Origin of the sequence: Methylococcus sp. EFPC2, assembly GCF_016925495.1 — a bacterium.
Taxonomy (GTDB): Bacteria; Pseudomonadota; Gammaproteobacteria; order Methylococcales; family Methylococcaceae; genus EFPC2.
Window position 1 is genome coordinate 2694199 of sequence record NZ_CP070491.1, and the last position, 13562, is coordinate 2707760.

The window sequence follows — 13562 nt, forward strand, 5'->3', positions numbered from 1 at the left end:
GTCAGCGGGGAGCCGCCCGTTCCGATCCTTGCCGGCCCGCTTCCTCTCACTGAAAAGCGAGACCGATTGAAGAATCTCCACTGCATCATCAAGGTCCATGCCTTTTTTTACAATTGAGCGTTCATAGCCGAGGGCTCATGCCTGAGTGGGGCATCGGCCCGCACCGGGCGGCGAGCCATCAAAACAGTGCGATGAACACGATGGCGATCATCAGCCAAACCAGCAGAGGGGCGATCTGATCCTCCAGGCCGTCCTGGTCGGACTCCAGGGAAGGGGTCGCCTGCGGGCGTCCAAACAATATGCTCAACAGCTTCATGAGGGGGTACCGGCGGTTCTTAGACACGATCCTCCATAGCACTCATGATGCCAACGGCGAATATCCATTAAATCAACTACGTACGAACAAAAATCGCCGGAACTCCCGGCGTATGGTGGGAAACAACCACGATTTGAACCAATGCCGCCGGATCGAACCGGCCGTCCAAGTATCGGCGGCCGTGCGACAGGATGCCCCCTCGACGGCGCCGCTCGCGCTTACGATATTTCGTCCTCCATACGAGATATCGACAACTCTTGCCGGCATACGGCATCGCGCGACGAATCGGGCTGAAATTCAAATCAATTTAAAAACAGGGACTTGCGGATACCTTTGGCGGATTCCGACGGCTTGGCCCGGTACTTGTGACCCAGGAAGCATGCGCATCGCCCATCGCGGCGGCGCAAGCTCAACGAAGCCGTAAATCTCAAGTACCCAAGGAGTCCTGCCATGAAATCCGCCATCCGCCTCACGGCCTTTTTCGCCCTGTCCCTCGCGCTGCAAGACACGGCTCTCGCCGCGGAAAGTTCTTACGGCAACAGCGCCGATTACCAGTTCAGGCTGAGCTTCGGCAAGGGCAGCGAGGAATATTTCGCCCGCTGCTCCGGCATCGGCTCATCTAACGAGGTGGTGGAACACAAGATGCTGGTGGACAGGGGAAGAACCGAGATCGTGCGTAAAATCCCGGGCCGGCTGAAGTTCAACGATATCGTGTGCGTGCGCGACATCCAGCCGCAAAAAGCCTCGTCGATCTGGTCGTGGCGGCGGGAAGTCGAAAAAGGGGGAGCGGACAAAGCCAGACTCAATGCCAGCATCACCCTGGTCAGTGCCGAACGGGGCGAACTCGCGCAATGGAATATCGAAAGCGCTTGGCCGTCCTCCTTATCCGTCAGCCACGAAAATCCCCTGCAGGAAGTCCTGGTCCTGACCGTGGAAGGCCTGTCGTTGAATCCATAGCGTCATGAACCAACCCGAATACCTTTAAACCCTAAGGTGAGAGAAATGAAGAACGCCGACAAATACTACATCCTGCAAATCGTGAAGGAAACGGATGCCGGAGACGAAACCATCTACAAAAATACCGATCGATTAATCGGGGGATATCTTAAAAAATACAATTTGGCGTCCATACCCACGGATAACATAGTATTACCCTCCGACTATATCGATACCACCTGGTTTTTCCTGAACAATAGCCAGATCATCTACAAGAAGGCCGGTCTGTCCATGCGCCTGAAAGGACTTACCGACCATTCTGAACTGATAATCCGAGGGCATGGCGACGTCAATAACAACCGTGTATCCAGAGTGTCCGCCGAGGTATTGGCGCGCTCGCTGATCGAACTCGGCCTGCAGGCAAGCTGCAGAATAAACATCACCGGATGCAATTTGGGGCGAAACTCCAACATTTCCGGGAATGAACGGGGAACGAAAAGTGCGCAGGACGTCGGTGCGGGATCGTTTGCCGCACTTTTTCAGAAAGAACTTTACCGCCTACGCGGGCTGCGCAACCGTGTGCACGCGAGAACCGCGCCGGTCACGGTGCTGGAAGACGGCCGCAAGGAAACCTTCGATTTCGCCAGCGAAACCAACGGCATACACCATCAAGCGCACAGCAAGATTGTTTTTACCATCGACTCGGTGGGTGTCCAGAACATGCAATTTGCTTACTGATGCTCTTGGCCACATCCTGGGTTTGATGACCGAACACACGAAAACCCGGTCTTGGGCAAAAGACCGGACCATATCGTCAGGATCGAAAACTCCGCGGCCGGGGCTAGCCTGAAAATCCCATAGGCAAGACCCGGCCCTCCTATCCCGCTCGCCCTAAGCCCTGCGGCACCACCGTGCAAACCAAACCCCGGCTGAAACAAGCGCCGGGCTAGAGCCCGCCGACCCGGTGGCCGCATGATTCAGGAACCAAGCCTCCGCCAGCCATCGCGGCCCTCGCCCATAGCTCGGCAATCTCGCCTTCCTAGGGCCGCCTTCACATGCGGAGCCGCGGATCAGTCAACGAACTCCTTCTCGATACGCCATCCGCCCGATGGCTGCATTCAAACGCCCCCGATGATCTTCCCGCGATGCCGCGTATCGGTGCCGTAGGCCGGGTATCGCGTGCGTGCCGTCAGCCCGGCAATCCCCTGCGCCTCGGCCGGAAGTGGTGTGACTCATTCAGCCCTCCATGCTTGTCCTGCATCGCCCATCGTCACGGTTCATGGAATGCCATAGGCCGGCCCTACCCCGCCCAACGTAGGCGGACCGATACCCGCGAGCGCGAGACACCTCCCAAGGCAAGCGCAAATGCCCATATTTCGCTTATATGTCGACATTTCGTACAAACCTAAAATACACCCTGATCGACGACACCCCATGGGCGCGCGATAAGCATGGGGCAAATGCTTGTTTGAATTAACTTTTATCTCGTCTTTACGGCACCTGACCGAGACTGGCCCGGGAATTGGGACAGGAAAGGGGCGCAGCGAGCGCGACACGCAGACCGCGTAACCACACCCTTAATCCATCGTCTCGACAGGAGCTACTCATGAAAACCAGCAAACTGCCTTCCCGTTCCAAGCAGGCCGCCCTGATCGCCTCCGGCACCCTATTGCTCGGCTCCACCGCGGCTTTGTCGCCGCTCACGGCCCAGGCCTCGACGGACCCGGTCCTCACGGCGACCTCGTCCGCGCCGCTCAATCCCGCAAGCGTGGCGGCGGCGGCCGCGCCCGTCCTCGAATGCGCCAACGCTTCCCAGGATGCCACCTGTACCCTGTCGCTGAGATTGCCGGGAACCTCGCCGTTCGAGCCGGCCATCGAGTTGTCCGTCGCGGCGTCGGCCATCACTTCCAGCTCGACGGGCTACCATCTGAGCGGGGATGTCACGATCAAGAGCCCGCAAGGCGATATTCCGCTGACCAATGTGGACCTGCTGGTGACGCTGGACAGCTCGTCGGCCGCCGGCATCGCCAGTATCCAGGGCACCGCCACCCTGCCCTTTCCCAAGCTGGGCTTTCTGAAAAACGCCGGCATCACGCAAAACGCCACCGCCCTCATCGGCATGGACAGCGGGGCCAACCTGGCGAACTTGGGCGCCCATCTCAATCCGGACCGGAACTATCTCTTGTTCCACTTCGACCAGGGGCTGAGCGGCACGGTCGGCCCGATGAAGATCACCGCACCGGGCGGGCATAGCGCCACCTTCGTGCTGGACCCGAGCGACCCTTATTTCTACATCGGCGGCAGCGGTTTCGCCGGGGAAGGCACCTTCGGCGTCGAATTCTGCGAGACCGAGGAAGACTGCGCGAAAACCGGCGAAGACTACGGCTTCGGCATCTCGCTGAACGGCTTGATCCCCTTCGAGGCCGACCCGGCCTTGCCGTTTGCCGATGAGTTGGCGGACATGAAAGGCCATCTGGTACTCGACGGCACCATACCACTCGGCGACCTGCCGCTGTCGATCAGTGGCACAGCGGTGGTAAACATCGACACGGACAAGGACGGCGTCACCTTCTTCGACTCGCCGCTGGGCGCGGGCGGCATACCGACCAATGCGCTGGGCATCGACACCAAGCTGGCGGCCAAGGGCACCCTGGATGTTTCCATCCCGTTTCTGAAGGTGTTCGAGACCGGCATCCAGCTCGCCGAAGGCACGGTGCTGGTCAACAACTCCAAGTTCGAAAAAAGCGTTTACTTCAACGGCATCCAGGACGTGGGCAGCGCGACCCTGCCCATCATCCCGAAATACCTGCCCCTGACCCAGGAAACGGTGTTGAACGTGACCGGCCATTTCCTGATAGACACCACCAATTTCGCCACGCCCGAAGGCCGTCAGCAGGCGCTGGAAAGCATGAAGGAAGGCTATTTGGTCGCCAGCGGCAACTTCGGCTACGACGCCAGCAATCTGGGGGCCTTGGCCGGCGTGGATCTGGGCAATCTGGCGGTGGCCAGCGCCCAACTCACCCTGGACAAGCATGGCTTCGCACTCGCCGGACAAACCACCTCGCGCCTACCGATACCCCATGTCGGATTCTCCGGCAACGTACACGTGAATCTGGACATTCCCGCCGACGACATCAACGCCTCCGCGCTGAGCCTGCAGGGCGATCTGAATGTCGCCGGCGTGCCTTTGGGCAAGAGTTCGCTGAAGGTCGATTCCCGGGGAGCGGCCATCCGCGGCCAGATCGACGCGGTGCTCGGCAAGATCGACATGTCCGGCTCCGTTACCCGCTCGTCGGTCAATCTGAGCGGCAGCACCGGCGTCTACATCCCGCTGTCCAAGTTCGCCGACGTGCTGGGACCGCAGATCAAACGAGCGAACGGCGACCTGCAAAACGCCCTCGACGCCGTCGACCGCCTGAACAGCCAGATCGACCAGCAGCGCCAGATCGTGAAGGCAGAGCACGACCGTGTCGCGGCGCAACTGCAAAACGCCCAGCGGGCGGTCAACACCGCACAAACCTCGGTCAATATACTACAGGCCCAGATCAACGCGGCCTACGGGACCATCCGCCGCTATCGCTCCGAGATTGCCAGCTGGCAGCGCTGGTATGACAGACAGCCCTGGTACAACAAGAGCTGGGCCTGGACCAAGCTGGGTTATGAGGTCGGCTGGCGCGGCACGGCCATCGGCGGGCTGTACACCTACATCGGCGGATTGGAAGCGTCCAAGGCCACTGCGCTCGGCACCTTGCGCGGCGCGCAGCTAAGCCTGGCGGGGATCAACACCGTGGTCTTGTCCACGCCCATCGATGCCGACCCGCGCGTCGCCGGTCTGATCGGCTCGCTGAAGATCGCCCAGGAAACGCTCAGAACCGCCCAAGCGGTGGTCAACGCCCTGCCCAAGCTCGGCGACTTCAGCGGTTCGACCACGGTGACCATCAACAATGACGGCCTCAGCGGGACGATCTCGGGCAACTACACCTTCACGGTCAACGGCCGGCCGGTCAGCGCCGGCGTGAGCGGCCGGGTGATCGCCGCGGCCGATCAGTTTAAGGCCTGCCTCGACATCCCCGGCGCCAGCGGAGTCTGCGTCGCGCTGTAATCCCCATCCCCCCAGGATCAGGCAAGGGGCGGGCCCGTCAGGGCCTGCCTTTTGTCTTGACAGCGCCGCTCATACGCGGCCGCAAGCCCTTACGCCCCCAACCCAGCTCGCCGCGACTTCCGCCTCGCCGGCCAGATGCAGCAGGCAAAAAAGCTGGTCCTCCAAGCACTCGCAGCGGCGCAGCCGCTCGCTGAGATACGGACTGGCCCCGGGATCCAGCACGAACAAGTCGGCACTCTTCCCCGGAGCGAAGTTTCCGGTCTCATGATCCAGCCGCAGCGCCGCAGCGCCACCCAGGGTGGCCAAATACAGCAGTTGCGCGGCGTCGAGCGTTAAGCCCTGAAGCTGCTGGACCTTGTAACTTTCACCGGCTTCCCGCCAGATCGAGCCATGGGTACCGGCACCGATATCGGTGCCGAGCGCGACCGGTATGCGATGCCGCAAATGGCGCGCGAGCGGGAACAGCCCGCTGCCAAGATAAAAATTGCTGGAAGGACAATGGCAGACGGCGCAGCCGGCATGGGCCATGCGGGCGAGTTGCCCGTCGCTCACGTGTATGTCGTGAGCCAGCACCGTGCGCGGCGTGACCAGCCCGAAGCGCTCGTACACCGCCAGATAGTCCGCCTCCTGCGGGAACAGCCGGGCCACGGCGTCCAGCTCGCCCTGACTCTCGTTGATGTGGGTCTGAAGATAAGCCTCGGGGTATTCCCGCAGCAAGTCGCCGCAGAGCTCCAGCATGGCTTCGCTGCACGACAGCGCAAAACGCGGCGTGATGGCGTAGTGCAGGCGCGGACGGCCGCGGCAGTAGTCGAGCAGGGCTAGGCACTGCTCGCGCGCCTCGCCCGGCGATTTGAGCAGGGCCTCCGGCCCGCCTCGATCCATCATCGTCATGCCGGCGATCAGGCGCAGGCCGGCCGATTCGGCGGCTTCGAACAGGGCCAGATTGGCCGGCAGGAATTGCGAGCCGAACACCATGGCCGTGGCGGTGCCGGCGGCCAGTAGCCGGGCAACGAAGCGCTCCGCAACCTCGGTCGCCAAAACTTCGTCGGCCAGAGCTATTTCGGCCGGGAAGATCGACCGCTCCAGCCAGTCCAGCAGATCCCGGCCGTAAGACGCCGTCGCATAAAACTGGGGGAAATGCACATGGGCATCGACCAGCCCCGGCAACAGCCAGGCCGAGCCGTGATTGACGCGTTCAATAGCATCGGCCTCGGCCAGGATGGCCGCACGCGGCCCCGTTTTGACGATGCGCCCCGTTCCGTCCACCCAAAGCGCGCCGTCTTCGATGATCTCCAGCGCCGATGCGGAACGAAACGGATCGCCACGAAGATGGGCGACGATACCGAGATGGACGATACCCGTCATCGCCCGTGCAGCGCGCGGGCGATGCGTTCCAGCGCCTCGGCGATGGTCGCGCGCGGAGCGCCGATGTTGAGGCGCATGTAGCCGCTGCCGGCCGCGCCGAACAGTACGCCGGGACTGAGGCCGACCCTGGCTTGTTCTATGAAGAAGCGCTTGAGCGAGGCATCGTTCATGCCCAGTTCGCGGCAATCCAGCCACAGCAAATAAGTGCCTTCCGGCGGGACCACCTTGATGGCCGGCACATGGCGGGCCAGATAGTCGACGACGAAATCGCGGTTGCCGGCCAGGTAAGCCAGCAAGGCGTCCAGCCAGTCCGTGCCGCCGCTGTAGGCCGCCTCGAAGGCCGCGATGCCGAACGGATTTCTCGCCTCGACATGCAAACTTTCCAGTGTGTGGACGAAGGCGGCGCGTCGCCCGGCATCGGGGACGATGAAGGCGGACAGACCCAGGCCCGGGATGTTGAAGGTCTTGCTGGGGGCGACGGCTGTGATGACGGCATCGTTTTCCCCGGCCAGCAGGCCAAGCGGAGTGTGCTTGTGGCCTGGGTAAACCAGGTCGGCCCAGATTTCGTCCGACAGCACCGTGAGCCCGTAGCGGCGGGCGATGGCCAGCACTTCGCTCAGCTCGTCGCGCGTCCATACCCGCCCGACCGGATTGTGCGGCGAACACAGGAACAGCACGCGCGCGCCTTGCGCGGCCAGTTGTTCCAAGCTTTCCAGGTCGAAGCGGTAGCGCTCGCCTACACGTATCAGCGGATTGAGCAACAGTTTGCGCCCGGTCACTGTCACCGCCGAGAAGAAGGGATGGTAGACCGGCGACTGGACGATGACGCCCTCCCCCGCCTGGGCATAAGCCGTGGCCGCGGCGAAGAGTCCCGTCACCACGCCCGGCGTGTAGACGATCCATTCGCGCTCGACGACCCAGCCGTGCCGCCCGCGCAGCCAGGCGATCAGGCTGTCGGCCAGGCGGGGCGGATATTCGGTGTAGCCGTAGATCGGATGTTCGGCCCTGGCCTTGACCGCGGCGGTGACATAACCCGGCGCGGCGAAATCCATGTCGGCTACCCAGAGCGGAATCACGTCTTCGGTGCCGAAGATCGCCTGGCGGGCGCCGTATTTGGAAGTATCGGTGCCCTCGCGGGGGATAGGCGTGTCGAAATCGAAACTCATGGTCGTTTTTCCCAAATGGTCACTTCGGATAGAGAATGCTGGAACTTGTGCCGGGTCTCGCGGATGACGAAGGGGACTTCCAGCGGCCCGCGAACCAGATTGAAATGCTCGCTTAGCACTTCCTTCAGGCCGTCGAGGGTGGTGTAGCTCTCGCCGTCCTTCTTGTAGCCACCCAGCCATTCCTCGCGGACCGTGTGCTCTTCCAGCCAGGTGTAGGGCGAGGCGATGAGCAGCAAACCGCCGGGATTGAGGCGCTCGTGCACGGCGGCGAGGAATTTCCGCGGGCTGTACAACCGGTCTATCAGGTTGGCCGCGAGTATCAAATCGTAACCGGTGAAGATCGGCTTGAGGTTGCAGGCGTCGCCCTGCCAGAACTCGACCTTGTGGCGCACATCTTCCAATCCCAGATCGGCCAGGCTGCGCTCCTTGTAGGACACCAGTTCGCCTTCGTTGGCCAGGGTGTAGCGCAGCCTGCCTTGCTCGGCGATGTGTACCCCCAAACCGATGAAGCGGGCGGAGAAGTCGATGCCGGTGACATGAGCGAAATGCCGGGCCAGTTCGAAACTCGCCCGTCCCGCCGCGCAGCCCAGATCCAGGGCCTTGCGTGCGGGCCTGTCGCCCATCGCGGCGATGGCCAGTTCGGCCAGAGTCTGGCAAAAATTGGCCACGCCGAAATACTCGTCGCCGTAATGGAATTCGGCGTATTCCGACAGCAGCTTGTCCGTTTCGTAATGCGAGGACGGCCGTTCCGCCGGCGCTTCGGCTTCGACATAGCGAAAGCCGGCATGCTGGAAGAAATGCCGGCGGAAGGCATAGCGCGCGGCGCGCAAGGCCTCGTTGCCGGACGAGATCCAGGAGCCGCCTTTGAACAGGTTATGCCGTCCGTCGTAAGTGGGCGCGGTGAAATCGTCGTAGAGCGGATGGACTTCGAAGCCCTCGAACGGATAAATGGGCGTTTCCGTCCATTGCCATACGTTGCCGACCACATCGTAAAGCTCGCCCTGCGGAAAACGCGTCACGGGACAGGAGGATGCCCAGTGGTCCAGATGGAGGTTGGCCGGAGCGGCCTGATCTTCGGGCACTTCCTGCAAACCGGCGAAATCGTACAAGCGGTACCACTCGTCTTCCGTCGGCAGACGGACCGGCAGGCCGGTCTGCGCCTGCTTCCAGTTACAGAACGCCTTGGCCTCGTGGTAATTGACCTCCACCGGCCAGTCCCAGGGCATGTCGACCTCTTCCAGCATCAGGCGCAGCTTCCAGCCGCCGACGGCCGGTATCCAGAACGTGGGATGTTCGGCCTGGGTGTAGCGGCGCCAGGCCCAGCCCTCCTCATCCCACCAACCGTCGTCGGCATAGCCGCCGGCTTCCACGAAGCCTTCGAACTCGCGATTGGAGACGAGGTATCGGGACACACGGAAAGCCGGCAGCTCGGTCTCATGCCGGCCGTATTCGTTGTCCCAGCCGTAGCGGGGATCACCCCGCTCCTTACCCGGCTTCACCGTGCCGGCCGGAATCTCGGCCCAAGTGTTTTGCGGCGCCGCTCCGCTCTCGCGGCAAGGCTCCCAGGCGGGGTGCGGGCGAACATGGCGGAGTTCGTGCTGGCGTATCAGGACCGAGGACGTCTCCAGGTGGATGCGCTCGTGTTCGATGCCCATGAGCACGGCCCACCAGGGGTTGTTCCAGTCCAGCGGCAGTTCCAGCGGTGCCGTGGCGATGACTTCGTCCACCATGGCGCGCACCTGGCGGCGATAGTCGCGCACCGCTTCGACCGCCGGCCAGTCGTAATGGGCTTCGTTCAAATCGTCCCAACTCATCTCGTCGACGCCGACGGCGAACAGGGATTCCAGTCGCGGGTCGATGCGACTACCGGTCAAGCCGGCGAGCATGAACTTGTTGACGAAAAAGGTGGCCGTGTGGCCGAAATAAAAAATCAGCGGGTGCCGTAACGGGATGGGCTTGCGGTAATAGGCCTCATCCCCCTGCAAGCTGTCGAACAATTGCTCGTAACGATCGAAGGTGGCGTGGAAGTAGTTTCTGAGCGTGCGGCGGAGCGTTTCAGCTTCACACCCGGCCAGCCGGGGCGTACGGGGAAAAAGCGGTTCTGGCATGCAGTTCCAACCATAATGGTTATCGGTGTATACCGATCATCTCATCACGAACCGGCCACCGGGAAGCGTATACGCTCAAAACTTTCCACCGCCGTGATCCAGACGATACCGTCGCCGGTTTGTCCGGTATGCGCGACCCTATGGATCAGTTCGGCCAGTTTGCCGGCTATTTCGTCCGGCGCGAGTATCTCCAGCCGGACCTTATGGGAAAAATCGGTGAGCTGTTCGCGCACGTCCTGATCGTGCCCTTCCTTGTCCAGCGCCGGACCGCAGCCATCGACACGGCTGATGGTCATGCCCGGAAACTCCGGCACGGCGGTCAAGGCCTCGCGGACCAGTTCCAGCTTATGGGGTTGTATGACGGCTTTGATTACTTTCATGACAGGTGCTCATCCGATGGCATCAGGCTGGTCGGGTTACGCCGCGAAACACGGCTAACCCGACCTGCATATTTTGAACTCAAGCTTCCACCCGCTTTTCCTCGAACCAACCGTACAAGGTCGGCAACACGACCAGGGTCAGCAGGGTGGAGGTGATCAGGCCGCCGATGACCACGATGGCCAAGGGCCGCTGCACCTCGGAGCCGGGGCCGGTGGCGAACAAAAAGGGCACCAGGCCCAGCAGGGCCACCGTGGCGGTCATCATCACCGGGCGGAAACGCTGCTCGCAGCCTCGGCGCACGGCTTCGGCCTGGCCCATGCCATCGTCCCGCAGCGTGCGGATATAGGACACCAGCACCACGCCGTTGAGCACCGCGATGCCCCACAAGGCGATGAATCCGACCGATGCCGGCACCGACAGATATTCGCCGGTGACGAACAAGGCCACCACCCCGCCGATGGAGGCGAAAGGCAGCACCAGGATGATGAGGCCGGCGAAACGCAGCGAGTTGAACAGCATGAACAGCAGGAAGAAGATCGCGCCTATGGTGATGGGGATGATGATCTGCAAATGGCCCAGGGCGCGCTCCATGTTCTGGAACTGCCCGCCCCATTCCAGGTAGTAGCCGTCCGGCAGTTCGACCTTGCCGGCCACGACTTCTTGCAACTCGGCGACGAATCCGCCCAGGTCGCGGTCGCGCACGTTGATGCCGACCACGATGCGGCGCTTGGCCATTTCCCGGCTGACCTGCGCGGGACCGTCGTTGAGGGTGATCTTGGCCAGATCGCCCAGCGGCACGCGGGCGCCGTTGGGCGAGGTGAGCATGATACCGTCGATCTTTTCGATGCTGTCGCGGAATCCCTCCGGCAGCCTCACCGCCGCCGAAAAGCGCCGCTCGCCTTCATAGATTTCCGTGGCTTGCTTGCCGCCTATGGCGGTTTCGATGACCTCGTGCACGTCCGCGGCGTTGAAACCGTGGCGGGCGATGGCCTGGCGATCGATGGTGATGTTCAGATATTGCTGGCCGGTCACCCGCTCCACGCGGATGTCCTGCGCGCCCCGCACACCGCCGGCGACCTTGGCGATTTCGTTGGCGGAGCGCTTGAGCTCTTCCAGATCGTCGCCGAACACCTTGACCGCCACGTCGGAGCGCACGCCGGTCACCAGTTCGTCGACCCGGTCGGAGATGGGCTGAGCCATGACCAGCTGCACGCCGGGCAATCCGGCCACCAGCTTGTCGCGCATGGCATCGGCGATGGTGTCCTGGTTCCAGCCGGCCGGCCATTCCTCGCGCGGCTTCAAGGTCACGATGGGCGTGGACTCGTTCTGGCCCTGGGTGTCGGCCGGGCTTTCGCCGCGGCCTATGTTGGTGACGGCCATGCGCACACCGGGAATGTCCATCACCATCTTCATGGCGTCCATTTCCATCTTGATTCCCTCCTCCAGGGAGATGTTGGGCATGCGGTTGATGGCGGGGACGACCGAGCCTTCCTTCATTTCCGGGATGAAGGAGCTGCCGAGGAAGGGCAGCAGAACCGCGGCGCCGACGAACAGGCCTACCGCGCCGCCCACCACCTTGATACCGTTGCCCATGGCCCAGTCCAGCAAGGCCAGATACGGCCGCTTGAGGGCGGCGATGATGCGGGTGTCGTGCTCCCCGCTCTGCCCCACCAGCAGGTAGGAGCACAACACCGGCGACAAGGTCAGCGACAAAATCAGCGAGACCAGCAGGGCGATAGCGATGGTGTAGGCCAGCGGGGCGAACATCTTGCCTTCCATGCCTTGCAGGGTCATCAGCGGCAGGAAGACCAGGATGATGATGCCGACGCCGAACAATACGGGCGTGGCGACTTCCTCGGCCGCCGCCATCACCACGCGCAGCCGGCTGGTCGCCCGCCCCCGGCGCTCGCCCAGCAGGCGGAAGGCGTTTTCCACCACCACGACCGAACCGTCCACCATCAGGCCGATGGCGATGGCCAGGCCGCCCAGCGACATGAGGTTGGCCGAAATGCCCAACTGGTTCATCACGATGAAGGTGACCAGGGGCGTGACGATCAGAGTGCCGACGACGATCAGGCTGGAGCGCACGTCGCCCAGGAACAGGAACAGGACGACCACCACCAGCACGATACCTTCGATCAGCACCTTGGTGACGGTGTGCAAGGCGGCATCCACCAGTTCGCTGCGGTCGTAGTAGGGCACGATCTTGAGGTCGTCTGGCAGCATGCCCTTGTCGTTGATCTCGGCCACGCGGGCCTTGATGCGGCTGACCACTTCCTTGGCGTTGCCGCCGCGCAGCATCATCACGATGCCGCCGACCGATTCCGTATAGCCGTTCTTGATCACCGCGCCGACCCTTACCTCGTGACCGATCTTGACCTCGGCCACATCGTGGATGTGAACCGGCACGCTTTCCTCCTCCTTGAGCACGATGTTGCCGATGTCTTCCAGGTCGCGGATCAGGCCGACCCCGCGGATGAGGTATTGTTCGGCATAATGCGGTAGCACACCGCCGCCGCTGTTGGCGTTGTTGCGGGCCAGCGCGTTAAAGACGTCGGCCAGGGCGATGCGGTAATGATGCAGCCGGTCCGGATTGACCAGCACCTGGTATTGCTTGACGTAACCGCCCTGGGAGTTGATTTCCGCCACGCCGGATATGCCGCGCAGCAGAGGACGCACCACCCAGTCCTGCACCTCGCGCCGCTTCTGCAATTCTTCCGGCGTCAGCGCGCGCTGGCCGTCGTCGTCCCGGTCCAGCGTGTACTGATACACCTCGCCCAATCCGGTGGATACCGGCCCCAGGATGGGGGTCACGCCTTCCGGCATGCGCTGCTGGACTTCCAGCAGGCGCTCCATGACCAGTTGGCGGGCGAAATAAACGTCCGTTTCGTCGGTGAACACCAGGGTGATGATGGACAGCCCGTTCTTGTTCAGCGAGCGCATCTCGGTCAAGCCCGGCAAGCCGGTCATGGCGATTTCCAGCGGCACCGTTATCAGGCGTTCGACTTCGTCGGGCGAACGGCCGGTCGCTTCGGCGGCGATCTGTACCTGCACGTTGGTCACGTCGGGGAAGGCGTCGACCGACAAGTGGCCGAGCGCGCGTATGCCGAATGCAATCAAACCCAGCGCGAGTACCACGACGACGATGCGCTGCTGCATCGCCCCGCGTATCAATCCTTCGATCATGG

9 protein-coding genes are annotated in these 13562 nt (G+C 62.5%); 3 read left to right on the forward strand and 6 right to left on the reverse strand.

The genetic code is table 11. The features are described 5' to 3' along the window. Positions 1–178: 178 nt before the first annotated feature. Entirely contained in the window at positions 179–316 is a 138-nt protein-coding gene (locus JWZ97_RS11390) for a hypothetical protein (RefSeq protein WP_205429103.1), read from the reverse strand. A 450-nt stretch (positions 317–766) separates the two neighbouring features. Here JWZ97_RS11390 and JWZ97_RS11395 point away from each other — a divergent pair, with 450 nt between their 5' ends. The 3 genes from JWZ97_RS11395 to JWZ97_RS11405 all read left to right on the forward strand — a co-directional run bounded on the left by JWZ97_RS11395 (position 767) and on the right by JWZ97_RS11405 (position 5354). After that, positions 767–1273, forward strand: a complete 507-nt coding sequence (locus tag JWZ97_RS11395; RefSeq protein ID WP_205429105.1) for a phage tail protein — start codon at positions 767–769, stop codon at positions 1271–1273. A 45-nt stretch (positions 1274–1318) separates the two neighbouring features. Then, on the forward strand, positions 1319–1990 hold the full coding sequence (locus JWZ97_RS11400) for a C80 family cysteine peptidase (protein ID WP_205429107.1): 672 nt from the start codon (positions 1319–1321) through the stop codon (positions 1988–1990). A gap of 868 nt (positions 1991–2858) precedes the next feature. Then, on the forward strand, positions 2859–5354 hold the full coding sequence (locus tag JWZ97_RS11405) for a hypothetical protein (protein ID WP_205429109.1): 2496 nt from the start codon (positions 2859–2861) through the stop codon (positions 5352–5354). Positions 5355–5423: 69 nt separating this feature from the next. Here the strand turns inward: JWZ97_RS11405 and guaD are convergent, their stop codons facing one another. From guaD to JWZ97_RS11430, 5 genes are all read right to left on the reverse strand, one after another. Continuing rightward, positions 5424–6719 (reverse strand): guanine deaminase, encoded by a 1296-nt coding sequence (gene guaD, locus JWZ97_RS11410; RefSeq protein WP_205429111.1) that lies wholly within the window; start codon positions 6717–6719, stop codon positions 5424–5426. Further along, positions 6716–7885, reverse strand: a complete 1170-nt coding sequence (locus JWZ97_RS11415) for a MalY/PatB family protein (RefSeq protein WP_205429121.1) — start codon at positions 7883–7885, stop codon at positions 6716–6718. Before JWZ97_RS11415 ends, guaD begins: the two co-directional genes overlap by 4 nt. Next, positions 7882–9993, reverse strand: a complete 2112-nt coding sequence (gene ovoA, locus JWZ97_RS20065) for a 5-histidylcysteine sulfoxide synthase (RefSeq protein WP_240342325.1) — start codon at positions 9991–9993, stop codon at positions 7882–7884. The genes JWZ97_RS11415 and ovoA overlap by 4 nt, the downstream gene beginning before the upstream one ends. A 44-nt stretch (positions 9994–10037) precedes the next feature. Beyond that, positions 10038–10373 carry a P-II family nitrogen regulator gene (locus JWZ97_RS11425; protein WP_205429123.1) on the reverse strand — a complete coding sequence of 112 codons (336 nt, stop codon included), beginning with the start codon at positions 10371–10373 and terminating at the stop codon, positions 10038–10040. A gap of 79 nt (positions 10374–10452) precedes the next feature. Continuing rightward, complete coding sequence (locus tag JWZ97_RS11430; protein WP_205429125.1) at positions 10453–13560, reverse strand: efflux RND transporter permease subunit; 3108 nt, start codon at positions 13558–13560, stop codon at positions 10453–10455. Positions 13561–13562: the final 2 nt, after the last annotated feature.